This window comes from Variovorax endophyticus (genome assembly GCF_025376855.1).
GTDB lineage: Bacteria > Pseudomonadota > Gammaproteobacteria > Burkholderiales > Burkholderiaceae_C > Variovorax.
Map to the genome: position 1 here is coordinate 23,829 of NZ_JAHUTH010000038.1, position 22,142 is coordinate 45,970.

Annotated in this window: 25 protein-coding genes; 17 read left to right on the top strand and 8 right to left on the bottom strand. The window is 66.8% G+C overall.

The window, feature by feature from the left end:
• Nucleotides 1-77: 77 nt before the first annotated feature.
• From KV106_RS34870 to KV106_RS34895, 6 genes are all read left to right on the top strand, one after another.
• Nucleotides 78-461, top strand: a complete 384-nt coding sequence (locus KV106_RS34870) for a RidA family protein (RefSeq protein ID WP_261216315.1) — start codon at nucleotides 78-80, stop codon at nucleotides 459-461.
• A complete protein-coding gene (locus KV106_RS34875; RefSeq protein WP_261216316.1) occupies nucleotides 451-1,689 on the top strand; it encodes an NAD(P)/FAD-dependent oxidoreductase in 1,239 nt (412 codons plus the stop codon). Before KV106_RS34870 ends, KV106_RS34875 begins: the two co-directional genes overlap by 11 nt.
• Before the next feature lie 98 nt (nucleotides 1,690-1,787).
• Complete coding sequence (locus KV106_RS34880; protein WP_261216317.1) at nucleotides 1,788-2,477, top strand: energy transducer TonB; 690 nt, start codon at nucleotides 1,788-1,790, stop codon at nucleotides 2,475-2,477.
• Between the two features lie 128 nt (nucleotides 2,478-2,605).
• Nucleotides 2,606-3,478 carry a MotA/TolQ/ExbB proton channel family protein gene (locus tag KV106_RS34885; protein WP_057595950.1) on the top strand — a complete coding sequence of 291 codons (873 nt, stop codon included), beginning with the start codon at nucleotides 2,606-2,608 and terminating at the stop codon, nucleotides 3,476-3,478.
• 88 nt (nucleotides 3,479-3,566) lie between these two features.
• Nucleotides 3,567-4,001 (top strand): ExbD/TolR family protein, encoded by a 435-nt coding sequence (locus tag KV106_RS34890; protein WP_261216318.1) that lies wholly within the window; start codon nucleotides 3,567-3,569, stop codon nucleotides 3,999-4,001.
• Nucleotides 4,002-4,009: 8 nt separating this feature from the next.
• Nucleotides 4,010-4,438 (top strand): ExbD/TolR family protein, encoded by a 429-nt coding sequence (locus tag KV106_RS34895; RefSeq protein ID WP_261216319.1) that lies wholly within the window; start codon nucleotides 4,010-4,012, stop codon nucleotides 4,436-4,438.
• Nucleotides 4,439-4,530: 92 nt separating this feature from the next.
• Here KV106_RS34895 and KV106_RS34900 read toward each other — a convergent pair whose 3' ends face one another.
• Nucleotides 4,531-5,454 (bottom strand): GlxA family transcriptional regulator, encoded by a 924-nt coding sequence (locus KV106_RS34900; protein WP_261216360.1) that lies wholly within the window; start codon nucleotides 5,452-5,454, stop codon nucleotides 4,531-4,533.
• A 244-nt stretch (nucleotides 5,455-5,698) separates the two neighbouring features.
• On the opposite strand from KV106_RS34900, the gene KV106_RS34905 reads away from it, so the two are divergent.
• A complete protein-coding gene (locus tag KV106_RS34905) occupies nucleotides 5,699-6,502 on the top strand; it encodes a LuxR family transcriptional regulator (protein ID WP_261216320.1) in 804 nt (267 codons plus the stop codon).
• A gap of 104 nt (nucleotides 6,503-6,606) precedes the next feature.
• Here KV106_RS34905 and KV106_RS34910 read toward each other — a convergent pair whose 3' ends face one another.
• Nucleotides 6,607-7,191, bottom strand: coding sequence for an acyl-homoserine-lactone synthase (locus KV106_RS34910; protein WP_261216321.1), 585 nt, complete (start codon nucleotides 7,189-7,191; stop codon nucleotides 6,607-6,609).
• 406 nt (nucleotides 7,192-7,597) lie between these two features.
• Here KV106_RS34910 and KV106_RS34915 point away from each other — a divergent pair, with 406 nt between their 5' ends.
• From KV106_RS34915 to KV106_RS34935, 6 genes are all read left to right on the top strand, one after another.
• A complete protein-coding gene (locus KV106_RS34915; RefSeq protein ID WP_057595955.1) occupies nucleotides 7,598-7,960 on the top strand; it encodes a chorismate mutase in 363 nt (120 codons plus the stop codon).
• A 128-nt stretch (nucleotides 7,961-8,088) separates the two neighbouring features.
• On the top strand, nucleotides 8,089-8,286 hold the full coding sequence (locus KV106_RS40120; protein WP_409976589.1) for a helix-turn-helix domain-containing protein: 198 nt from the start codon (nucleotides 8,089-8,091) through the stop codon (nucleotides 8,284-8,286).
• A gap of 164 nt (nucleotides 8,287-8,450) precedes the next feature.
• Entirely contained in the window at nucleotides 8,451-10,253 is a 1,803-nt protein-coding gene (locus KV106_RS34920; protein WP_261216322.1) for a site-specific integrase, read from the top strand.
• A 126-nt stretch (nucleotides 10,254-10,379) separates the two neighbouring features.
• On the top strand, nucleotides 10,380-10,760 hold the full coding sequence (locus tag KV106_RS34925; RefSeq protein WP_261216323.1) for a nuclear transport factor 2 family protein: 381 nt from the start codon (nucleotides 10,380-10,382) through the stop codon (nucleotides 10,758-10,760).
• A complete protein-coding gene (locus KV106_RS34930) occupies nucleotides 10,757-11,188 on the top strand; it encodes a PaaI family thioesterase (protein ID WP_261216324.1) in 432 nt (143 codons plus the stop codon). The genes KV106_RS34925 and KV106_RS34930 overlap by 4 nt, the downstream gene beginning before the upstream one ends.
• Nucleotides 11,185-12,003 carry a helix-turn-helix domain-containing protein gene (locus KV106_RS34935; protein ID WP_261216325.1) on the top strand — a complete coding sequence of 273 codons (819 nt, stop codon included), beginning with the start codon at nucleotides 11,185-11,187 and terminating at the stop codon, nucleotides 12,001-12,003. Before KV106_RS34930 ends, KV106_RS34935 begins: the two co-directional genes overlap by 4 nt.
• On the opposite strand, the gene KV106_RS34940 is transcribed toward KV106_RS34935, so the two are convergent.
• Nucleotides 11,991-15,026 (bottom strand): CHAT domain-containing tetratricopeptide repeat protein, encoded by a 3,036-nt coding sequence (locus tag KV106_RS34940; protein WP_261216326.1) that lies wholly within the window; start codon nucleotides 15,024-15,026, stop codon nucleotides 11,991-11,993. The two genes, KV106_RS34935 and KV106_RS34940, sit on opposite strands and share 13 nt — an antisense overlap.
• A 137-nt stretch (nucleotides 15,027-15,163) precedes the next feature.
• Between KV106_RS34940 and KV106_RS34945 the strand changes: the two genes are divergently transcribed.
• The 3 genes from KV106_RS34945 to KV106_RS34955 all read left to right on the top strand — a co-directional run bounded on the left by KV106_RS34945 (nucleotide 15,164) and on the right by KV106_RS34955 (nucleotide 16,787).
• The gene (locus KV106_RS34945) at nucleotides 15,164-15,604 is read left to right on the top strand and encodes a hypothetical protein (protein ID WP_261216327.1); all 441 of its coding nucleotides are present in this window, start codon (nucleotides 15,164-15,166) and stop codon (nucleotides 15,602-15,604) included.
• A 5-nt stretch (nucleotides 15,605-15,609) separates the two neighbouring features.
• Entirely contained in the window at nucleotides 15,610-16,446 is an 837-nt protein-coding gene (locus tag KV106_RS34950) for a zinc ribbon domain-containing protein (protein WP_261216328.1), read from the top strand.
• Nucleotides 16,447-16,559: 113 nt separating this feature from the next.
• Nucleotides 16,560-16,787 carry a hypothetical protein gene (locus tag KV106_RS34955; protein WP_093353225.1) on the top strand — a complete coding sequence of 76 codons (228 nt, stop codon included), beginning with the start codon at nucleotides 16,560-16,562 and terminating at the stop codon, nucleotides 16,785-16,787.
• Between the two features lie 7 nt (nucleotides 16,788-16,794).
• Here the strand turns inward: KV106_RS34955 and KV106_RS34960 are convergent, their stop codons facing one another.
• The 4 genes from KV106_RS34960 to KV106_RS34975 all read right to left on the bottom strand — a co-directional run bounded on the left by KV106_RS34960 (nucleotide 16,795) and on the right by KV106_RS34975 (nucleotide 20,233).
• The gene (locus KV106_RS34960; protein WP_261216329.1) at nucleotides 16,795-17,196 is read right to left on the bottom strand and encodes a PaaI family thioesterase; all 402 of its coding nucleotides are present in this window, start codon (nucleotides 17,194-17,196) and stop codon (nucleotides 16,795-16,797) included.
• A 74-nt stretch (nucleotides 17,197-17,270) separates the two neighbouring features.
• A complete protein-coding gene (locus KV106_RS34965; RefSeq protein WP_261216330.1) occupies nucleotides 17,271-18,332 on the bottom strand; it encodes a ketopantoate reductase family protein in 1,062 nt (353 codons plus the stop codon).
• Nucleotides 18,333-18,405: 73 nt separating this feature from the next.
• Nucleotides 18,406-19,218, bottom strand: a complete 813-nt coding sequence (locus tag KV106_RS34970; RefSeq protein ID WP_261216331.1) for an IclR family transcriptional regulator — start codon at nucleotides 19,216-19,218, stop codon at nucleotides 18,406-18,408.
• A gap of 121 nt (nucleotides 19,219-19,339) precedes the next feature.
• On the bottom strand, nucleotides 19,340-20,233 hold the full coding sequence (locus KV106_RS34975) for an amidohydrolase family protein (protein ID WP_261216332.1): 894 nt from the start codon (nucleotides 20,231-20,233) through the stop codon (nucleotides 19,340-19,342).
• 171 nt (nucleotides 20,234-20,404) lie between these two features.
• Here KV106_RS34975 and KV106_RS34980 point away from each other — a divergent pair, with 171 nt between their 5' ends.
• Nucleotides 20,405-21,394 (top strand): Bug family tripartite tricarboxylate transporter substrate binding protein, encoded by a 990-nt coding sequence (locus KV106_RS34980; RefSeq protein WP_261216333.1) that lies wholly within the window; start codon nucleotides 20,405-20,407, stop codon nucleotides 21,392-21,394.
• A gap of 16 nt (nucleotides 21,395-21,410) precedes the next feature.
• Here the strand turns inward: KV106_RS34980 and KV106_RS34985 are convergent, their stop codons facing one another.
• Complete coding sequence (locus KV106_RS34985; protein ID WP_261216361.1) at nucleotides 21,411-22,115, bottom strand: SDR family oxidoreductase; 705 nt, start codon at nucleotides 22,113-22,115, stop codon at nucleotides 21,411-21,413.
• Nucleotides 22,116-22,142: the final 27 nt, after the last annotated feature.

Here is a 22,142-nt window from a genome sequence, read left to right on the forward strand (position 1 = left end):
CCCCCGGCTCTCGACAAGTTTTCCAACCTTTCACTTCACAGAAGTTATCTGCGCCAAAGCACGGCGCAGCGCACACGATGAACCGTACCGACAACCAACTTCCGTTCTCCAAGATTCGCAGTACGAATGGACTGGTCTTCCTCTCCGGCGAGCTCCCGATCCCGGACGCTGGACCGATTCCCGATGGCATCGCGCCACAAACCAATCTGACGCTTGAGCGCATCGATGCCTCGCTTCGCACCGTTGGCCTGAGCTTGGCCGACGTCGTACAGGTCACCGTCCATCTCGCACGCGCGGAGGACTTCGCTGAGTTCAATGCGACGTACCGAAAGCACTTTCAGACGCCGTATCCAACGCGCACGACGGTGGTGGCACAGTTGCTGGTGCCGGGCGCACGCATCGAAATCACGGTGACCGCCGCAGCGCGGCTCGAAACCGAAGCCATGTCCGATGCCAGATGAAATCGTGGTGCTGGGCGCCGGCATGGTCGGCACCTGTACGGCCCTGGAACTGACGCTGCGCGGACATTCAGTGACGCTGGTCGATCGCTCGCCGGTCGGGCGCGAGACCAGCTATGGCAATGCGGGAGTCATCCAACGCGAGGCTGTCGAACCCTATACGTTCCCGCGCGATCTGAAGGCGCTGGTCGGTGCCGCCCTCGGACGGGGCCTGGACATCAACTATCACTTCATGGACCTGTTGGCCGCTCTACCTCAGTTGGTGCGCTATTGGCGGAATTCTGCCCCGTCGAAGCATCGCCGCATCAGTCGCGAGTACGCGGGGCTCATCAAACATTCCACGCACGAGCACGGCCGCTTTGTGGCGCTTGCTGGCGCCGAAGATCTGGTACGCCGCAAGGGGCTTCGCTTGATGTACCGAAGTCCGCGCGCCTTCGAGGGAGCAGTCGCCCAGGCCGAGCGCCTGAAGCTGGAGTACGGCATCGCCTTTGACGCACTTGACACCCATGCGATGGCCTTGGCCGAGCCGGCGCTGCGCATGCCGGTTGCCGGCGCCGTTCACTGGGTGCAGTCGTGGAGCGTGAGCGATCCAGGGGCACTGGTCGAACGCTATGCCAAGGCGTTCGAGCGACGAGGCGGCCACATCATCCGTGCCGACGCGATCGCCTTGAGGGAGCGATCGATCGGTTGGGAGGCTCGTCTCGATGGCGGCATCTTGCATGCACGGCACGTGGTGGTTGCGCTCGGCCCCTGGTCCGATTCGCTGATCAAACCACTGGGCTATCGGTTGCCGCTGTTCGTCAAGCGTGGCTACCACCGGCACTACATCGGGGGAGATGGCGTGCTCGTTCCGACCCTGGACGCCGAACGCGGCTACGTGATGTCTTCGCAGCGTCGAGGCCTGCGCATCACAACGGGCGCAGAGATCGCGCGTATCGATGCGCATCCGACGCCACGTCAGCTCGCCGGTGCTGAAGCCGAGGCCCGTGAACTGCTGAGCTTGGGTATTCCCGTCGAAGACGAGCCCTGGGTCGGCGCGCGGCCATGTTGCGCGGACATGAAGCCGGTGATCGGGCGGGCGCATCGCCATCGCGGCCTGTGGTTCAACTTTGGTCATGGGCACCATGGATTCACGTTGGGGCCGGCCGGGGCACGCCTTCTGGCGGACCTTATCGAGTCCAAGCGGCCTTACACGGAGGCGAAGGCGTTCTCACCCTCGAGGTTCGCATGAACGGGTTGCTCAACGCTCTGACTTGCCGACGCCGCGGTTGCGTCGCCTCGCACTTTGCCGACATCTGCTTGGCAGATCCCCGGCTAGGAAATTGATCCATGGATTTCAGTGAAAACCGAAGACCTGCAAGCAAGGCGGTCGGCTTCTTCGTGGTGGTCGGACTGCATCTGCTCTTGGGCTGGGCGCTGGTGAGTGGGCTGGCGCGCAGGGTCGTGGAAGTCGTGAAGGCACCCGTGGAAGTCAGCATCCTGGAGGAGCCCAAGGCACCGCCGCCCCCGCCGCCGCCGCCGCCCCCGCCGCCCAAAGAAACGCCCCGAAAGCCTCCGCCTCCACGCAAGGCCGCGCCGCCGCCACCGAGCTATGTGCCCCCGCCGGAGCTCAATGTCGCGCCGCCTGCAGATGCGCAGCCGTCGATCACGGCCTCTTCGGTGCCGCCGCCCCCCGCGCCCGTGGTCATCGCGCCGCCAGCGCCGCCGTCTGTGCCTCGACCCTTGGGCACACCGGCGCGCATCGACGTGTCTTCTTGCGAGAAGCCGGAGTACCCGAGAGCGGCATTGAGGGCGGAGGCCACAGGGACCACGCGCATTCGCTTCACGATCGACGCGTCTGGTCGCGTGGCGAAAGCGGAGATCGACAGGCCCTCGGGACCGACCCGGGAGCATCGTTCGTTGGATGCGGCGGCGGTGGAGGTGTTGAGCAGGTGTCCCTTCAAGCCGGGCACCGATTCGGAGGGGCAACCGATAGGCGGTGCGGTCGCCACCGTCGAGTACGTGTGGAAGCTCGAGTAAGAGCCGCCTCGCCGTCGCGCGCTCGCCGCGTCTGCCGCGACAGGTCTGTTCGTGCGGGGCGCATGGCCACGCGCGATCCACGTGCCAGTGATGCACGTTTTGTCAAATTTTCTAATGGAGAAGCACTCATGTCCCTCATCAACTTCATTCGCAGCGCCAGGCTCGCTGTCATGTCTGTCACCCTGATGGTTGGCGCACTTACGGCGTCAGCCCAGGCGGTGCCAAGTCCGGTAGCGCCGGCGGCCAGCGCTCCAACAGCCGCGGGCGCCAACGGAAACCTCTCGTCGCCAAAGCCCGCCGATATCCAGGCCCAAGGCCTCGGCGCAGCGACGTCCGCGCACGCCGTAGAGAATCCCTATGGACTGAGCGCCCTTTGGGCGCAGGGTGATTTCGTCGCGAAAGGGACGCTGATCATCATGGTGCTCATGAGCATCGGAAGCTGGTGCATCATCTTCGTCAAGCTGTACGAGCAGCAAAAGCTGCTGAATGCCGCCAGCGCGGCCAGCAAGTCGTTTTGGAAGGCTGGCAGTGTGCAAGCCGGAGCGCAAACGCTGCGAAATGGAAGCGCCTTTCGCTACATCGCCGAACAGGGCCTGACGGCCAGTCAGCACCATGAGGGCACGCTGGTTGAACAGATCGATCTGCATACATGGGTGACGATGAGCATCCAGCGCGCCGTGGAGAAGGTGCAGAGCAGGCTGCAGGATGGGCTTGCCTTTCTTGCGACGGTCGGTTCCACCGCGCCCTTCGTGGGTCTGTTTGGCACGGTCTGGGGCATCTATAACGCACTCACGGCGATCGGTATCTCAGGCCAGGCATCGATTGACAAGGTGGCAGGTCCAGTCGGGGAGGCGTTGATCATGACAGCCATCGGGCTGGCGGTCGCCGTTCCCGCAGTGATGGGCTACAACTGGCTGATCCGACGCAACAAGAGCGCGATGGAGAGGGTGCGCAACTTCAGCGGAGATCTTCACAATGTGCTGATCGGAGCCAAGCGATGAGCCTGGTCGTGCTAGTGCCTGCCTACCTGCTGCGCGCCTACGGACAGGCGGGGGCTCAGTCGCCTGTCATCACGACGGAGCCCGCGAAATGGGAATGAACGTCAGTTCCGATGGGAATGACGAGGCATTGAACTCGAGCATCAACACGACCCCTTTGGTCGATGTGATGTTGGTATTGCTGATCATTTTTCTCATCACCATTCCGGTTGTGACGCAATCCATCAAGCTCGAACTCCCCAAGGAACGTAACGTTCCGACGCAGACCAAGCCGGAAAACATCGTGCTTGCTGTCAGCCGTGGCGGTGACCTCTACTGGGGCGTGGAACGGATGCCCGACGTGGAAGCCTTGGTCGCCCGATTGAAGATCATGGCAGTCAAGGAGCCGCAACCCGAGGTCCACATTCGCGGTGACGCAGAAGTTCCTTATGAGGCAGTCGGGCGACTGGTGGCCGCCTGTCGACGGGCAGGCATCCACAAGGTTGGATTCATCACCGAGCCGCCTGCGGGCAGCGCGAGCCGGTAGGAGAAAAAATGGCAATGAGTGCGAATAGCGGCGATGGTGATGAAGAGATCATCGTCGACATCAACACGACACCGCTGATCGACGTCATGTTGGTGTTGTTGATCATGTTCATCATCACGATCCCCATCCAGACACACGCCGTGAAGATGAACATGCCGGTCCCCAGCAACGATCCGCATCCGCCGATTGTCACAAAGGAGGTCCGCATCGAGGTCGAAGCCGATGGAACAATCGGATGGAACGGAGAGGTCGTGTCTGGCCGCGCTGATCTCGAGCAACGTCTGGCAACGATTGCCGCGCAGCCCGACCAACCCGAGGTCCATTTGCGCCCCAGCAAGAGTGTTCCGTACAAGCATGTGGCAGGCGTCATGGCCAGCGCTCAGCGTCTTGGCGTCGTCAAGATCGGGATCGTCGGCAGCGAGCAGTTTGCCAACTGAGTGACGATCGATTCGGCGCGAGGATCTTGTCCTTGCGTCTCATCTGGCCTGACCACCTTCCGCAGCCCTGAGAGACTACTGCTGAGTGCTGGTCAGTCCTGGCTACCTTGCTGCGTACCGGCCCGGTACTGCCGGCGATAGTCACTCGGCGACATCTTGAGAACTCGCAAGAATACTCGACGCATCACTTCTTCTGTCGAGAAGCCGCAACGCAAGGCTATGGCCTTGAATGACATCGGCGTTGTCTCGATCTCGTCGCAAGCCCGACTTAGACGAAGTAACTCGACCGCGCGCGCCGGCGTGATGCCAGTGGTTCGGAGGTAAAAGCGACCAAAAGTTCTTGGTGTCATCGCCACCCGTTCCGCCAGTGTCTCCACGGACAGGCGTTCGTGGAGGTTCTCGTCCATCCAGGCGTGCAGGGCAATGACACGACTGTCCCCGGTGGCGCGTGCGGGAAGGCCACTGCGAAAGCGGAACGGTGCGGAGATCGGCTCCCAGGAGGCGCCGATCTGTTCGGTCACCTTGATGGCGATAGGCTGCCCGAGGTCGTCCGCCACCAGCTTGAGTGCGAGCTTCATGCCTGCGGAGGCCGCCACGGCATCCCACAGGCGACGGGCGTCTGGTCGCCCGGTCCTTCGGTGTGCGGCGTCGGCCACCGTGAAACCAACGGTTCCGACCGAGGCAATGCGATCGATCTTCGATCGATGCTGAAGGATCCAATCACGCGCACGGCTCGTATGCGTCGAAGATGCGGACAACATGTGCGATGCAGTGCCACCGATCACCAGCGCGGTGTGAACATTTTCGCCGAAATCTGCCGGCAGTGCGCTGATGTTCAGGATGGTGCTGCCAGCGCCACGAACCGGAGTTGCCGCCGGAGCAAAGATGTGGATCTCATAGAACGATCTCCCGTAGATCTCGCCGTGAGCCGTGTTGGCTGCCTCGAAGACCTGTATCGCAGCCGCGACATCGAACAGTTCGAATCCGTCGACAACGATCAACCAGATTTGCGCCATCAAGGGTGAATGGAGGTATTGGGGGCGTCGAGACACTCAGAATTGGTGCCCTTGCTCGATCCTAGACGTCGTCGTTTCGAAATGGCCGCGAGCACGCTTCCGTGGCGGGAAGAATGGAATATTTGTCGGTGTGACGAAAGAAGTCTGTTCTTAGACTGCCTGCGACCGGTTTGGTTTTCTGCATTCATGCTCTGGTGAAGCAAAGACCGACGGACGTAGACATTTGTTGAATGAAAGTCCGGCAGTGAAGAAAAAATCCTACCTACCGTTTCTGGGTCACCGCCATGGCAATGCGCTGCGGCTCTCGAAACCCCGACGGAGCGACAGCCTCATTCGAACAAACAACTTTTTTTTGGAGATTGACGATGCGTTGCAACGCGCAACGGGAGTCGAGTCCAAATTCGAAGCGATTGCCCGTGGTGCGCGATGCTTGGGGTTCGAGCACTGTGCCTATGGATTTCGGGTCTTCAACTCTTTTGCCCATCCCAAGACGTTGATGGTCAACAACTATGCGCCGGCTTGGCAGCAACGCTATCGTGAGCAAGACTATCTCTCAATCGACCCGACCGTAGCGCACGGCGTTCGCTCGCGCGCGCCGTTGATCTGGCGACAGGATGTATTCAAGGATGTCCCGCAGCTCTGGACGGAGGCCCGCGAGGCAGGATTGCTTGCGGGTTGGGCCCAGTCGTCATTTGATGCCACCGGAAGTGTCGGAATGCTTACGCTGGCACGCTCGCATGAGCCGCTCTCCGCAGCGGAAGTATCGGCGCGAGGCGCGCAGGTGCAATGGTTGTCGGATGCGGCACACCAACACCTTTCGGAGGTACTCTGGCCGAGCGAGCGACGGCTGTGCCCGGCTCTCACGGCTCGGGAACTGGATGTTTTGCGTTGGACGGCAGACGGGAAGACGTCGGACGAAGTGGCTATCTTGCTCGGCGTTTCGCCCAATACGGTCAACTATCACGTAAAGAACGCAATCCGAAAGTTGCGGGTTGCGAACAAGGCTGCGGCGGTAGCGTGTTTGGTTCGTCTCCGACTGCTGATATGAGATTGGACCGCGGTGCCAAAATGCTTTTCGGCAGCCTTGCTGTCGCCTTGCGGCAAGGTAGCGGCTGACACGCCAAAGCCGCTCGTGAGGGTTCATCGAAAAGGTCAATGGCCCGTCCGCCTGCGGATCGAAGGCGCGATTTCGATCCTGCATGCGTACAGGAAGTGCTGGTTCAGACAAACTGGCCTGCCCATGCGATGTGCGACAACGCCGGCTCGACGAAGAATTCGCTCGACGCCGAGGGGCGAAACGGTGACGAGTTCGTCCGCGCCGCCGAAGGCGGCCATGCGCATCACGACGTCCAGCAGTGCCAGGGCGCGTTCGGGGGCGTCGTGTGAGGCTTGGCTTTCGAGGCGGGGAGCGTCGAGATCGATGACTGAGAATCTTGACAGCTCCCATACCTTTTCGCTATTTGGGGGTGGATGGCCGTCAAGCAGCTCCGGGAAAACGTCATTCAGCAGGTAAGGCTGATTGGTGGGTAGAAGTCTGGCTACACCTTTCAGACGAGCATCTCGCTCGCGCGCCATCACGTACATGGTGTCCGGACGATCGAACTGGTCGAGTTCGGTGACGCCATCGTTCTCAAGCTCCCAATGAAGCTTTTCGACAAATACGCGATACCGGTAGTGCGCCATCGCCGCGAATGCGCTAGTCGACAAAGAGTTCGCGGTGCCTGCCACGATGTGCATGATTCGCTTTCACTGAGTTTGCCTTGAAGGATTAGATGAAAGCGCACTGACTTTGAGAACTACCAGATCTGGCACCGGAGACAAGCGTGGATCGCGGGGCGGTGACGGCTGCCAACGTTGCTCGCCGTGTGCAGATCAAAACGGTAGCGCTACCACGGACCGTCTCCTGGCGAGAAAAGGACCAGTGTGCCGTGGCGGGAGAGGCCACCACGGTGCCATAGTCCCCGACCACAATTGCGTCACACGAAAGGCGCATGGCTCCGACTGACTTGTATCGTTGTCCGGCGCGGTTTCGAGCTTGCCGCGCGTTCAGGTCAGAGCGACATGACTTTGCATCTCATGCAAGCCTTGCGGTCGATCACGGAAGCGACAAGGATGGGGTCCAAGAATTTCTTCCATCGGACTCATGCAACCCCCATCTTCGTTCTATGCGCTCGACAGTCGGACAGTGAGCGCCAGCCCCGACCAAGCCCTCGCGAGACTGAATGCGCTTCACGATCAACTCGATGGCATTGACGAACGTCTGCTCCACGCACTCCGGCAGCGGTTGGACTGCAGCACGCGCATTGGTCTCCACAAGCGCAAGCACGGTATGTCACTCTTGGAGCCTTGGCGGATGGATCGCGTTCAGCGACTCGCGTCTGCGTTCGCCGCGGACCATGGCATTCGTGGCGGCTTTCTGCAAGCGCTCTATTCGTTGATCATCGACGAGGCCTGTCGCCTCGAGCTTGAAGTCATGAAGACGTCATGCGACAGTGGATCGACGTGACATGGCTTGGCCGCCAGCTAGGTCCTGGAGCGGATGAATGGTCGTCGTGTGTTTCCTCGCCCCCCGGGGACGCACAAAGCCCCCTGAAAATTCGGGACCCATTGAGCTTGCAACGAGACCGATGGGATATGCGCAGCGGTAAGAACTTGTTCGACCTTCGGAATGCGGCGTGCCTTTCCGAAAGGCAGTTGGCACGACGCGCCGGCGTGTCTCGCGCGATGATCTCTCGCATAGAACTCGGTCGGATCCAGCCGCCGCCGGACGTTCTCGAGCGAATCGGACGCGTGATCGATGTCGCGATGATCGATCGCTTCTTTTCGCGATGAACGCGGGAAGGGGGTGAAGACCTGTGGAGCGCCTTGCCGGCCGGGTACGCCGTGGGACGCCAGCTAGAATCAGTCAGGGTAGAGCATCCGATGCGGCGGGGTTGCGCGCGTGGTCCGGCAGGACGTGCCGCGGCGTCGCGATCGTCCCGTCTCCGATTTTTCACATGAAAACCCACCGTCAACGCCTGCAACGCGCGCACTTCGCGTTCATGCGCGCGTTGATCCAAGGTCTCGACGCTCGAGCGAGCTGGGATCGGTATCTGCGGCTCGAGGGGGAGTCGGCCGACATGCGCAATGTTCGGCGCACCATCGGGTGGATGCGCGATGCCTTCGCGGCCGCTGCGCGGCGCGAGCGCCGCCCTGGTACTGCGCGGCTGATCCTGTTGGACCCAGAGCGCTTCGCCAGCGCACCCAGTTTCCCAACCCTGGAGGATTTCGCGCGCGAGCAGGGGCTGGAAGATTTCTCCCATGCCGAGCAGATCGAGGCGTACGAGGCGGCTCATCCGAAAGCGGGTGCCAGCGACGGCGCCGCGCAGGGCGGCGCGAGCTCGCGCCGGGCCCGGGTCGTGCAGCGCCAACTGGAAGCCTTGCGCTGGCTCGAGGATCTGACAGCTGAAGATCCACGACCCAACGATCCCGTCAGCGCGTGGCTGCATCCCTTGCTGGCGGGCCGGCTGGAAAGGGCTCAATTGCGCACGCTGCAAGAACTGGTCGAGCGCGTTAATCAGAGCGGCGCGCGCTGGTGGGCCAAGGTGCCCGGTATCGGCGCGCACAAGGCGGCACGCGTGGTGGAGTGGCTGCAGGCGAATGAGCAAGCGCTTGGCCTGCCCGTGGGGCGACACGCCCTGCGCAAACGATCACAACTGGCGCTGAATGAACTCCATGCGGTGGTGCCGCCTGCGCTGGAACTTCGACCGCTGGAGAAGCTGATGCTGCCACCCGCCTTGGATGGCAGCCAAGGGGCGTTTCGCAGTGCAGTTTCGGCCGATAGCAACCCGTCCGCGCGCAACGATGTCGAGGCCATCGTCGAGTGGCTTGGCAGTCGAAGCACTTCTCTGGGGGCGGTCACTTCGTCCGTGCCGTCGGTGCTCAGCGCCACGCAACGGTCCTATCGCAAGGAGGCCGAGCGTATGCTTTTGTGGGCTACGCTCGAGCGAGGCAAGCCCCTATCGTCGCTCACGGCTGAGGATGTGCCTGCCTACCAGAGATTTCTTGTATCACCGCCTGCCGAATGGTGCGGTCCGCGTCACCATCAACGCTGGTCACCGTTATGGCGACCCTTTGAAGGTGGACTCTCTCCCGCGGCACAGCGGCAGGCCCTGGTGATCTTGCGTGGCCTGTTCGCCCACCTTGTGAAACGGGGATATCTCACGCACAGCCCCTTTGCGGCACACGCCTTGCCCGCGACTCCGCCAGTGGTAGCGCAAGTTGATCGGGCAGATCCGATGCCATGGGATCACCTTGATCGGGAGTTGGAACGGCATAGCGACGACGAGGCGGCGCGCCGGCTCCGCCGAGCGCTGCGCTGGATCCGCGCCACCGGCCTGCGGCTCGGCGAGGTGACGGCACTGCGCTGCGAAGACCTGGTGCCGCCCGGAGGCGAGGGAGGTGCCCACCGCGCAGAACCCTGGCTGCTTGAGGTGAGGGATTCTGCACGCGTGACCAAGCGGTTGCCGATTGCGGCTGAGCATGTGTACGAACTGGAGCAGGAACTGGCGCGTCACGGACTCGAGCCGCATGTCAACGCGCGAAGCAATCACGGTATCGCGGTGCTGGCGCGCTTCTCCCCCGGGGTGCCCCGGCCCAGCCCCTGGTCCGCTTCGGGCCTTCACAAGGCGATGAAGCGCTTCTTGCACCAGGCTGCACAGGGAATGGACGAAGCGCAGGCAACGCAGGTTCGACGTCTCAACACGCACGATCTGCGTCGCGTCGCGCGACGCACGACGCCCGGATCAGCCACGGCCTGAGTTGCAGCGGGAGGGCCTCCGACTACGTCGGAGGTCATCGACAACCCGGCCGTCGCGTCGCATGATGGCCGACGTCGGCCGGCCCGTCGCGGCCTGGCGCCCCTCCCGGATTCGAAAGCCGTTCCCATGCCCACAGCAGAAACCCTCGAGAAATTCATCGCGCGCGTGGAGTCCAACTTCCACGCCGAAGCCCTCGCCGAGTTCTATACCGAGGACTCGTCCATGCAGGAGAACCAGTCGCCCCCGCGCGTGGGCCTGGCCGCCAACATCGCGCGCGAGCGCGCCACGCTGGCCCGCGCATCCGCGGTCCGCTCGCAGTGCGTGCGGCCGGCCTTCGTGCAGGGCGACCATGTCGCGATCCGCTGGATCTTCGAGTTCGACTGGCTCGACGGCAGCAGCAGCCGCATCGAGGAGATCGCCTGGCAGCGCTGGTCGGGTGAGCGCATCGCGTCGGAACAGTTCTTCTACGACCCCGCGCAGATGGCGCCGAAGAAGCCCGCGCCATGAGCGAGCCCAAGCAGTTGGCGCATGCACGCGCGGTGCTGCAGGCCCAGCCCTTCAGCGTGCTGCTGGGCACCGAGATCCTGGCCTTCGGCCCCGCGCTCACCGAACTGCGCCTCGCGCTGCGGCCCGAGCTCAAGCAGCAGCACGGCTTCGCCCATGGCGGCGTGCTCAGCTACCTGGCAGACAACGCGCTGACCTTCGCGGGCGGCAGCGCGCTGTCCGATGCGGTCGTCACCGCAGAGTACAAAATCAACTACCTGCGCCCCGCGCAGGGCGACACACTGCTCGCGCGCGCCCGCGTGCTGCATGGCGGCAAGCGCCAGGCCGTCTGTGCCTGCGAGATCTTCGCGATCGACGCCGAAGGCGTCGAGAAGCTGGTGGCTGTCGCCCAGGGCACGATCTCCGCGATGGGCGAACGGCCGGCCGTGTGAGCATCGCGCTGATCCTGCGCCGCACGCGGCTCGAGCACGGCATCAGCCAGCTCGAGCTGGCGGGGCGCCTCGACGTCTCGCAGCGGCACATCAGCTTCCTCGAATCGGGTCGCGCGCTGCCGAGCCGCGGCCTGATCCTCGCGTGGATGGCCGAGCTGGGCGTGCCGGTGTCGGTGCGCAACGCAGCGTTGTTGCAATGCGGCTTCGCACTGCCGCAGCCCGACGAGGACACGCAGGGCGCCGAAGCCAACCTCGTGCGCGAGGCCGTGCGCCGCACGCTCGAGGCGCACCTGCCGCATCCGGGCCTGGCCTTCGATGCCGACTGGAAGACGGTGGAGCAGAACCGCGGCGCGCGCTGGCTGTCGTCGGTCGTGATGCCCGGGCTCTGGCGCACGGCAGGCGGTGGCGGCATGGGCCTGGACATCATCACGGCCATCGGCCATCCGCAAGGGCTGCTCTCGCGCGCGCGCGAACCCGAGGCCACGGCCGCCGCATTGCTCACGCAACTGCGCGCCGAAACCTGGAGCCGGCCCGCGCTAGCGTCGCGCGTCGAATGGCTCGCACGCGCCCTCGAACGCCGCTACCCGGGCCGCATGCCCGAGCGCGGCCGCGCGGTCGGCGTGCCGTATTTCAGCTTCGTCTTCGACACCGAGTTCGGCGCGCTGTCCTTCGAGGTCATGCAGAGCGTGTTCGCGCTGCCGCAGGACGTGACGCCGGCCTCGCTGCGCGTCGAGATGTGGTTCCCGCGCGACCGCGCCACCTCCGAGGCGATGGCGCGGCACGTGCCGTTGCAACCGGCGCTTCAGGTGCCGTAGAGCACGAACGGCGCCCAGTAGGCGGGCTTGCGCAGGCGTTCGCCGTATTCGCCCTCGGCGAAGGCACGCTTGGTCTCCGCCAGCGCGCGTTCCACCGGCAGCCTGCGCTCGATGCGCGCGAAGAAAGCCTCCATGAAGCGGGCCGTACTCTCGTCGCTGACCGGCCACAGCGTCATCACCGTGTTGACGTTGCCCGCCACGTACAGCGCATAGGGCAGTCCCATCACGCCGTCGCCCGCCACCACCTTGCCGATGCCGGTCTCGCAGGCCGACATCACGACCAGGTCGCTGCGCAAGGTGTAGCCCGGCCATTCCGCGGCCGTGACATAGCCGTCCACCGAGGGCGGGTTGTCGACCTGGCCCAGCACCAGCGCGCTCAGCGCCGGCACGCTCGGGCTCAGGTAGCCATGGACCGAGAACAGCAGGTGGCGGTACTTCGCGAGCTCGCCGCCGCGGTCGAGCCGCTGCAGGTTCTGCTCGGTCGCATCGGCGCCGCTGATCACCTCGACCTGGCGATGCCGGAACACGCGCGCGATGCTCTCGAGTTCGCGCTGCGTGCCCGGCAGGTTCTCCCAGCTGTTCTCGCGCAGTTCCTCGACCGCCGCGCCGATGCCTTCCTCGCTCTCGGCCGAGGCCCGGGCCGACAGCAGCGCATCGTCGCCGGCGGTCGCGCCGCGATTGGCTGATGGCTGTGCTGCACCAGCCTGGCCTTCGTACACCGGATTGCCGATCGCCAGCATCGCCTTGCGCGGCGGCAGGCGGCCGTAACTGGCCGAGCGGCGCTGCAGCAGTTCCATCATCGAGAGCGACTGCACATAGCCCACGCTGTAACGCTGCGCGAGCAGCTCGCCGTCGAGCGGCAGCGCCTCGAACGGCAGCATCGCGAGCGCGCCATCGGGCGAGACGATCAGCCGCCGTCGCGCGCCGATGCTCGCCTGCAGCGGCGCGATCAGCCGCTTCGACAGCCATTGCCCGATCGGCGCGGCATCGCTCACGCGTTGCGCGCCTTTCTGCGGCGGCTGCACGGCCGGTGCCACGCGATAGCGCTCGGGGTCGAGCTGCCACACCGCCTGTCCTTCGCCGAGCGCATCGCCCACCAGTCGCCGGTAGGCATCGATGCTGTCGGCCAGGCCGGGCAGCGGTGCGAGCTCCGTGGCCTGCAGCAGCCCGCTGCCGTCGACCACGAAGGCCATCACGCGGTCGCCATCGAGCAGGTAGCTTAAGAACACGCTGTCGACCGGCAGCAGCCGCTTCGCATCGGCCAATGAAGCGATGTGCGGCTGCGACTGCTGCGCGTACTTCGGATACCGAGCGCGCAGCCGCCGCTGCAGGTCGGCATAGGAGAGCACCACGCGGTTGCGCTCGGCCTCCAGCGTCTGGCGGCGGTCGACCTGCGCGCCGGTTTCGTCGAGGCTGCGGTCGATGCGCGCCAGCTCGGCCTCGTGGCGGTCGACCGCTTCCTGCTCCTTCGCGGGCAACAGACGGCCGCGGTTGGCCTGCTGCAGCGCCGTGCTCTCGATCAGCGTGCGGGCCTTCGACAGCTCCGCGATCTCGAAAGCCCGCGCGTTCTCGCCGTCGCGCACGCTGGCCAGCGCATGGTGGCGGTAGCCCTCCACATAGCGTTCGAACAGCGCGCGGCGGCTCTTCACGCTCAGGCCGTGCTGCGCGCGCAGCGCTTCCACGTCGCGCTGGAACCGTGGCATCAGTGGCTTCACCGTGTCGAGCCGGTCGGCCGCCAGCGCGGCACCCATGCGCTCGATCAGCGACAGCAGCGTTTCGGGATGCGCGTCGCCCAGCAGCGCGCGCCGGCCCTCGTGCGCGCGCTCGAACAGCGCGAGCGCCTCGTTCGCATCGCCGGCCGACAGCACCGAGCGGCCCAGGCTGTGGACCGCGGCCAGCGTCAGCGGATGCTGCTCGCCCATCAGCGCGACGCGGATGTCGAGCGCCTCGCGCGAGCGCTGCGCCGCCGCTTCGTGCCGTCCCTGCGCCTCGAGCACGCTCGCGTAGACGTTGAGCGCGTAGAGCGTGTCGGGATGGCCCGCGCCGCGCGCGGCCGCGAGTTGCGTCCAGGCCGTGCGCGCCTTGTCGTGTGCTGCGCCGAGCCGGCCCATGCGCCGCAGCTCGATGGCCTCGGCGCTCGCGGCCCGCGCGCTGCGCGGATCGGTGTCGCCATGGGCGGCGGCCGTGAGCTCGTGCACGCGCTGCGCATAGGCCAGCGCCTCGCGGTGGCGGTACAGCGCCGAGTAGGTGGCCGACAGGCTGGCCAGCGAACTCAGCGTGTCCGGTGCCTGCGGGCCCAGCACGCGGCGGCGCGCTTCGTAGACCTGCTCGTGCAGCTTCAGCGCCTCGGCGAAGCGGCCGAGGTCGGTGAGGCTGACCGCCACCGCGTTGCGCATGCGCAGCGTGGTCGGATCGTCGGCGCCCCATTGCGCCTGCGCGGCCGCCGCGAGCTCTTCACCGATCGCCAGCGCCTCGCCGTAGCGCCCCGATTCGCCGAGCGTGCCCGCGAGGTTGTGGCGCGCGACCAGCGTGTTGCGCGCGGTGGGGCCGGCCGATTTCAAGGTGAGGCGGTAGATCTCCTCCTGCAGCGCGAGCGCTTCGCGGCAGCGGCCGACCTTGCACAACTGCAGCGCGAGTGCGTTGCGTCCCGACAGCGCCGCATGGGCCTCGCGGCCCCAGAAGGCATCGCGCCAGGCCGCGCGCTGTTCGAGCCAGGCCAGCAGCGCCGCATCGTCGGCGCGCGCATCGCTGCTGTCGGCGAGCCGGCCGAGGATCAGGTCCTTCGCGAGAAAGGCCTCCATCGACGGCGCAGCGGCCTGCTCGCGCGGCAGCTGCCCCAGTGCGCGCCGAAGCCGTTCGTCGCTGTCGCGGAAGCGGCCGGCTTTCTCGAGCTCGTCGGACTCGCGAACGAGACCGCCGACTTCCGCATAGGCCGCACCCAATGGCGGAAACGGCGGCGCGGCCGCGGCGGCCAGCGGCAGCAGGAGCAATGAAAGAAGGAATCGATGGAGCAGCGTGGGCAAGGGCATCTTTCGCGCGGTGGATGCCCCAAAGCTAAGGGCGCCGGCGCCGCTCCACGACTACGAGCTTTCGTAGCGCGAGGCCCGCCGCGATGGCGCGAGACTTTGGTCTTCGGCAATGACCAATGGCGAGGCAATCGATGTTCAGAGGAAAGTTCACAACACTGGTCTTCCTGCTCTGCGGCATGGCGTACTGCCATGCCGCCTCCAGCCTCGAGCTGATCACCGATGCCGAAGCGAAGCTGCCTTCGGCCTATCTCGAGAACAAGCGCGCCGGCCTCACGCGCGGGCCCGGCATCGAGGTCGCGAGCCCGAGCACCGAGGCCGGCCGCGAGGCGGTTGCGCTGAAGATCGGCTTCAAGCCGCGCGGCGGTGTCGTGATCGATCCGAAGACGGTGAAGGTGCAGTACATGAAGGAACCGGTGGTCGATCTCACCGAGCGCGTGCGGCCCTACATCAGCGACACCGGCATCGCGATCGACGCCGCGCGCGTGCCCGCGGGCGAGCACCAGCTGCGCGTGCAGGTCGGCGATGCCGAGGGGCGCGTCAGCAGCAAGTTGATCCAGTTCAAGGCGCAGTAGTCCGCATGGGGGTCGCCGCAATCTCGCCGGACGCGCCGCGCACGGTCGCCTGTCCCTACTGCGCGGAGCCCATCGCCGAGCAGGCGCTGGCTTGCCGGCATTGCGGGCGCGACCTGTTCTTCTTCGCGCCGCTGCGGCGCGAGCTCGAGGCGCTGTCGCGGCGCGTTGCGGAACTCGAGGGTGCGCTGAGCGCAGGGCAAGGCACGGCGGCCGCGCCGGTGGTCGCGGCGCTGGAAGCGGCCGAACCTCCGATCCCGCCAACCCCGGCACAACCCCAGCGCCCCGGCATCGGCTCGGTGCTGCTGTTCCTCGTGCTGCCCGTGCTGTGCCTGGTCGCGATGCATGCCGTCACCATCGTGCTGCTCGATCTCAACGAGCTGTACCTGCGCGTGGCCTCGGTCATCCTGCCGCTGGGCCTGGGCATGCTGTTCGTCGCGCTGTTCAGGGTGCGGCTGCCTTACCAGCTGCTGATGGCCGTGGCCATCGCCGTGCTGTCGGTATTCGGCATGGCGGCGGTCATCGCCTATGCCGACGACGTGCCGCTGATGCCCCAGGGGGCGCGCGAATGGCGCGAGATCCTCTATTACGTGACGAGCATCGCGTTCAGCCACATCACCGGCATCTTCACGGGCCTGCTGGTGTTCCATCGCCGCAACCGCGGCATCGACCGGCTCTCGCACCGCCTCGCGAGCGCGCTCACCGACGGTTCGCCCGCGCCGGGCAAGGCGCAGCGGCTGCGCCAGTACACCGAGCGCATCCGCGACTTCATCACGCTGGTCACGCCGATCGTGACCGCGATCGTGTCGGTGGTGACCGGCATCGTGACCCTGCTCAAGAAGTAGCGAAGCACCGGCCGACCATGGCCAATGTCCTGCACGCGCTGTCGTCGAAGGATGGCGTGCCGCGCCATGACCGCTGGCGAGGCTGAGCCTTTCATCCGCACAAGGAGGTCCCCATGGCAGCCAGCACCCGCAGCGCCGAGCACGCAGAGAACACCGAGCCGCTTCCGCGTGAGGAACCCGAGGTCGGCAGCGAGGAGTCGGTGCCCACCGATGGCCGCGACACCGAGGGCGAGAAGCTCATGAAGGACGTGAAGAACCCGAAGCTCCACGAGCCGGGCCTGGCCGAGCACAAGACGCCAGAGAAAGCCGAAAAGGCCGAGGGCGGCAAGAAAGCCGCCTGATCCTCGCTCAGTCGAGCACCAGCTGCGTCTGCGTCACCAGCGCGCAGAGCCGCCCGTCGGCATTGGTGACCGAGGTCTGCCACACCATCGTCGTGCGGCCGCGGTGCAGCGCCACGCAGGTGCCGGTCACGGTCGTGCCCAGCTTCGCGCCCGCGATGAACTTGGTGCTCGAATCGGTGGTGGTCGTGCGCTTGCCCTCGGGCAGGTTCGCGATCGTGCCGACCGCGCCCAGCGTGTCGGCAAAGGCCATGTAGGCGCCGCCGTGCAGGATGCCGCCGGCGGTGCAGAGGTCGGCCCGCACCTCCATCTGCGCCACCACGCGATCGGGCTCCAGCACCGTGAGGCGCACGCCCATCAGGCCTGGGAAGATCGGTTCCAGCAGTCGCTGGAGCGAGGCGATGTCGAGCATGCAGGTCTCCTTGGGGCGGCGAGCCGCCGATGGAGACCGATCCTAAACACGCGGCGTCGCGCGCGCCATGCGGTTCACCCCATGACCTCGGCCAAAAGGTCCGGACTCGGCACCAGCTCGCCGCGCTCGATGCGCCCGATGATCTCGTTCACGCGCCGGTGGTAGCGCACATCCACCCCGACCTCCTCGCCGCGCCGCGCCACCAGGCCGTTGATGTACTCGGTCTCGGTGCGCCGGCCCTTCTGGATGTCCTGGCCCATCGAGGGCCGCTGGCCATCGCTGCGCGAGTTCGCCACCTCGAGGATCATGCGCGTGATCGCCTCGCGCGCCGCGGCGTCCTCCTCCGCGCGCGCCAGCAGGTCGAGGTCGAGCCCGCCCACCGGCTCGAGCGCGAGGCCCAGCGCGCGGCCCACGCGGATGCTCGAGCTGCCGAGCCGGATCGTGAGTTCGCGCGCCACCTCGTTCATGTCGCGCTGCTTGCCGCTCAGGCCCGTGAGCGCGCACACGCCGTTGCGCATCGCGTTGATCGTGAGCTTGGACCAGCGCTCGCCCCAGAGGTTGGTCGTGACCCGGCTGGTGTCGCCATGCGCGAGCAGCGCCGAGATCGCTTCGGCGCGCGGCGTCACGCGGCCATGCAGCTCGCCCACGCGCATGCCCCATTTCTTCTCGTCGCCCAGCGGCGAGTTGCGCACGATGCGGGCCGGCGCCACCAGCTCCGCCGCCAGCGCGCTCACCGAGCAGCCCAGCGTACGTTCCCAGCCGGCGATGGCCGCGATGCTGTCCTCGTTGATGCCGTTCTGCAGCGACACCACGCAGCCCGTGGGCGCCAGCAGCGGCAGGATCAGCTGCGTGGCCCAGGCCGTGTCGTAGGACTTCACGGCGATGAAGGCGACGTCGAAGGCCGCCTCGCGCGCGAGCTGCGCCACCTCGCCCACGTGCAGCGCGCGCACCTTCGCTTGCACCGCGCCCGCGCCGTCCATGCCGTTCATTCCGCTCACGTTCAGGCCCTCGCGCCGCATGGCCTCCACGTGTTCGGGCCAGGCGTCGACCAGCGTGGTGTCCACGCCCGCCCTGGCCAGGTGCGCGCCCACATAGCCGCCCACGGCCCCCGCACCCACGATGCATATCCGCGTCATCCGTTGCTCCTTCTTCGATCGGTTGAAAACGCGAAGCGCGCCGCCAGCCGCCCGAAGGGGAGGGCGCCGCGCTTCAGAGATTGAAAGCGCGCGCCTCCGTGCCCAGCTCGGCGGCCGCTGCCTCGAGTTCGCCGCGCAGCTGCGCCAGGTGCCGTTCGCCATAGAGCTCGGGCGTGCCGAGCAGGCACAGCGCGGCGAAGGCCTCGCCATCGGCGCCGCGCACCGGCGAGGCCAAGGCATGGATGCCGGGCACTACGTCGCCGAGGTTCACGCCGAAGCCGTGCCGGTCGGAGCGTTCGCGCATGCGCTGCAGCGACGCGAGCCGCCCCGAGCCGCAGCGCGCCACTTCCTGCGCCACGTTGTCGAGCAGCACCGCGCGCGCCTGCGCCGCGTCCAGCGTCTGCAGGATCGCGATCCCGCCCGCCGTGGTGAACAGCGGCCGGCGCGCGCCCGGGTAGAGCACCGAGCCGGTCAGCGGAAGCTGGCCCTGGCGCACGCTGCACACGAGCTCGTTGCCGCTGCGCAGCAGCAGCACCGCGATGCCGCGCAGGCGGCGCGCGAAGGCCTCGAGCAGCACTTCGGCACGGCGCTGGAACAGCAGGTGGTCGGGCAGCGCCAGTCCCAGCTCGTGCATCAGCGGACCCGGCAGGTAGTGGCGGTCGGCCGCGCGCTGCGTCACCAGCCGTTCCTCGACCATGCAGGCGAGCATGCGGTGCACGGTCGCCTTGTCGAGCTCGCAGGCCATGGCCAGGTCGGACAGCCGCCAGCCGAACTGCGGCCGCGAGGCGACCACGCGCATCAGCTTGATCGCGCGGCCCAGGCTGCGCGTGCCGGGGCGTTCGGTGGCGCTGGGTGCGTCCTGGAGGGTCGGCTGGTCGATGTCCATGGGCGGTGCTTCCTCGGGCAGATGCGGGGGAGGCCCACCGGACAGGGGCGCGGCGGGCGCGAACCATGCATTCTGCGATGGAGCGATGCGCGCGATCAGCGAAGACACCGCGGCTCGCTCCTCAGTCGCCGTCGAAGCCATAGAGCCGCGCCGGGTTGTCCACGAGGATGCGATCGAAGGTCCGCGCGTCCGGCGACCACCGCCGCAACTGCGCGAGCACGCCGGCGTTGTCGACCGCGTGCGGCGCGCTGACCTCGGTGGCCGAGGCGGCCGCGCCCGGCTGCGGATGCGGCCAGTCGCTGCCCCACAGCATGCGTTCGGGGTTGCAGCCGATGAAGCGGCGCGCCAGCGCTTCCATGTCGGCATGGCCGGGCAGCGTGCTGCAGCGGTAGGGCGCCGAGAGTTTGACGTAGGCCTTCCCTTCCTCGACGAGCGCGAGCACCGCGGCCAGCGCCGGCGTGTCGGGCCCGTCCGCCGCCTGCGCGCCCGCGTAGTGATCGAGCACCACCGGCACCGGCAGTTCGCGGATCGCCGCGGCGCAACCGGCCAGCAGCGGCAGGTTCGCATAGACCTGCACATGCCAGCCCAGCGGCGCCACGCGTTCGGCCGTGCGCCGGAGCTGCGCGGTGGCGCGGCGGGCATCCCCCTCGCGGTCGATCTCGAGGTTCACGCGCACGCCGCGAACGCCGGCCGCGTCCAGCATCCGCAACTGCGTGTCGGTGGTGGCGTCGTCGATCACCGCCACGCCGCGTGCCCGCGCCGGGTCCAGTTGTCGCAATGCCTGCAGCGTCGCCGCGTTGTCGAGCCCGTAGACGCTGGGCTGCACGATCACCACGCGCGCGATGCCGAGCGTGTCATGCCATTGCGCCAGCGCCTCGATCGATGCCGGCGGCGGCGTGTAGCGGCGCGCGGGCAGCAAGGGAAACTCGCGCTCGTCGAGGAAGACGTGCGTGTGGCAGTCGCAGGCGCCGGGCGGAAGCGGCGGCGAAAGCCGCGGTGTCGAGGATGTCGTCATGCTGCGTTGGACGATAGCCGTCCGGCCCGCGCCCCGGCCCGACCCCGGACAGCGGAATTTCATGGGTTGAACTTTCGCGCGCCGCCCCGAGCGCACGCCGCGGGGGTGCTCGATATTCTGCGCAGGGCCCGGGCAAGCCCGCCGCGGACATCGCAGAACAACGGAGACGACATGCCACCCTTCATTTCGCGCAAGACCTTCCTTCGACGGCTGGCCGGATCGCTCGCGCTGGCCCTCGGGCCCGCCGCGGCGCTGGCCCAGGGTTTTCCCGCCAAGCCCGTGACCCTCGTGGTCCCGTTCGTGGCGGGCAGCCCCACCGACATCGTCGCGCGCGCCTTCGCCAGCGAGTTCTCGCTCGCGCTCAACACGCCGGTGCTGGTCGACAACAAGCCCGGCGCCAACCAGACCATCGCCGGCAGCTACGTGTCGCGCGCGGCGCCCGACGGCTACACCTTGTTCTTCGCCAACCTGCCGGCCGTGGTCGCGCCCTCGCTGCGCGCCAGCCTGCCCTACCAGGGCGTGGGCGACTTCGCGCCGGTGTCCGACGTGCTGACCATCAACTTCATGCTCGTGACCGCGCCCCACGTGCCGGCCACCACGCTCAAGGAGTTCATGGCGCTGCTCAAGGCCGACCCGTCGAAGTACTCCTATGGCTCCTCGGGCATCTCGACGCCGATCCACCTGATGGCCGAGATGTTCAACAAGGAGCTCGGCGTCAAGACCCTGCACGTGCCCTACAAGGGCGCCAACCAGGTCCAGCTCGACCTCATAAGCGACCGCGTGACCTACGCCTTCCTGCCGACCGGCACCATGGACTACGTGCGCGCCGGCAAGCTCAAGGCCTTCGGCCTGGCCGCCAGCCAGCGCGACCCGGCCTATCCCGAGCTGCCCACCATGGAGGAGTCGGGCATGCCGGGCTTCAAGGCCACGGTCAACTTCGTGCTCGTCGGCCCGAAGAAGACGCCGAGCGACGTGCTCGCCAAGCTCAACGCCGCCGCCAACAAGGTCGTGGCCAGCGACGCCTTCTACGGCAAGGTCAAGCCCGTGGGCGGCGTCGAACTGTCGCGGCCCGCGACCACGGCGCAGGTCGGCGCGCACATCGCGGCGGAAGAGGCGCGCTGGAATGCGCTGATCAAGCGGGCCGACATCCAGCTCGAATGAAGTCGCGCCGCGGTCTTCAGAGCGTGAGCCCGCCGTCGATCGTGAAGCTCGCGCCGGTCACATAGCGGGCTTCGTCGCTCGCCAGGTAGGCGATCAGGCCCGCGATCTCGCGCGGCTGCGCGACCCGCTTGAGCGGGCTCATGCCGGCCAGTGCGTCGATCGCACCGGCATTCATGTCGGTGTCGGTCGGACCGGGCTGCACGTTGTTGACCGTGATGCCGCGCGGCGCGAGATCCAGCGCCACGCCCTTGACCAGGCCAGCGACCGCGGTCTTCGTCAGCTGGTAGACGCTCGCGCCGGCCAGGCCGGTGCGGATTGCCACGTTGCTGCCGATCGTGATGACGCGCGCGCCGTCGCGCAGGTGCGGCAGCGCCGCCTGGATCGCGAGGTAGACGCCGCGTACGTTCACGTCGAGCATGCGGTCGAGGTCCTCGAGGCTCACCGTGTCGATGGTGCCCATGCGCAGCAGGCCGGCGTTGACCACCAGCACGTCGATGGCGCCGAAGCGCTCGACCGCGTGCGCCACGGCCTGCCGGATCGCCGCGGGATCGGCGCTGTCCGCCTCGATCGCCAGCGCCTGTGTGCCGCCGGCCTCCACCGTGGCCACGAGTTCACGGGCCTTGTCGGGGCGCGACACGTAGGTGAAGGCCACGGCATGGCCGTCGGCCGCGAGGCGCTGCACGGTGGCGGCCCCGATGCCGCGTGCCCCGCCGAAGACCAGTGCCGTCTTCGCGCCGTTAGTGTTTTT

Coding starts and splice junctions, on each gene's coding strand:
- KV106_RS34870 (WP_261216315.1), top strand. CDS start 78: ATGAACCGTACCGACAACCAACTTCCGTTCTCCAAGATTCGCAGTACG.
- KV106_RS34875 (WP_261216316.1), top strand. CDS start 451: ATGCCAGATGAAATCGTGGTGCTGGGCGCCGGCATGGTCGGCACCTGT.
- KV106_RS34880 (WP_261216317.1), top strand. CDS start 1,788: ATGGATTTCAGTGAAAACCGAAGACCTGCAAGCAAGGCGGTCGGCTTC.
- KV106_RS34885 (WP_057595950.1), top strand. CDS start 2,606: ATGTCCCTCATCAACTTCATTCGCAGCGCCAGGCTCGCTGTCATGTCT.
- KV106_RS34890 (WP_261216318.1), top strand. CDS start 3,567: ATGGGAATGAACGTCAGTTCCGATGGGAATGACGAGGCATTGAACTCG.
- KV106_RS34895 (WP_261216319.1), top strand. CDS start 4,010: ATGGCAATGAGTGCGAATAGCGGCGATGGTGATGAAGAGATCATCGTC.
- KV106_RS34900 (WP_261216360.1), bottom strand. CDS start 5,454: ATGGCGCAAATCTGGTTGATCGTTGTCGACGGATTCGAACTGTTCGAT.
- KV106_RS34910 (WP_261216321.1), bottom strand. CDS start 7,191: ATGCACATCGTGGCAGGCACCGCGAACTCTTTGTCGACTAGCGCATTC.
- KV106_RS34915 (WP_057595955.1), top strand. CDS start 7,598: ATGCAACCCCCATCTTCGTTCTATGCGCTCGACAGTCGGACAGTGAGC.
- KV106_RS40120 (WP_409976589.1), top strand. CDS start 8,089: ATGCGCAGCGGTAAGAACTTGTTCGACCTTCGGAATGCGGCGTGCCTT.
- KV106_RS34920 (WP_261216322.1), top strand. CDS start 8,451: ATGAAAACCCACCGTCAACGCCTGCAACGCGCGCACTTCGCGTTCATG.
- KV106_RS34925 (WP_261216323.1), top strand. CDS start 10,380: ATGCCCACAGCAGAAACCCTCGAGAAATTCATCGCGCGCGTGGAGTCC.
- KV106_RS34930 (WP_261216324.1), top strand. CDS start 10,757: ATGAGCGAGCCCAAGCAGTTGGCGCATGCACGCGCGGTGCTGCAGGCC.
- KV106_RS34945 (WP_261216327.1), top strand. CDS start 15,164: ATGTTCAGAGGAAAGTTCACAACACTGGTCTTCCTGCTCTGCGGCATG.
- KV106_RS34950 (WP_261216328.1), top strand. CDS start 15,610: ATGGGGGTCGCCGCAATCTCGCCGGACGCGCCGCGCACGGTCGCCTGT.
- KV106_RS34955 (WP_093353225.1), top strand. CDS start 16,560: ATGGCAGCCAGCACCCGCAGCGCCGAGCACGCAGAGAACACCGAGCCG.
- KV106_RS34960 (WP_261216329.1), bottom strand. CDS start 17,196: ATGCTCGACATCGCCTCGCTCCAGCGACTGCTGGAACCGATCTTCCCA.
- KV106_RS34965 (WP_261216330.1), bottom strand. CDS start 18,332: ATGACGCGGATATGCATCGTGGGTGCGGGGGCCGTGGGCGGCTATGTG.
- KV106_RS34970 (WP_261216331.1), bottom strand. CDS start 19,218: ATGGACATCGACCAGCCGACCCTCCAGGACGCACCCAGCGCCACCGAA.
- KV106_RS34975 (WP_261216332.1), bottom strand. CDS start 20,233: ATGACGACATCCTCGACACCGCGGCTTTCGCCGCCGCTTCCGCCCGGC.
- KV106_RS34980 (WP_261216333.1), top strand. CDS start 20,405: ATGCCACCCTTCATTTCGCGCAAGACCTTCCTTCGACGGCTGGCCGGA.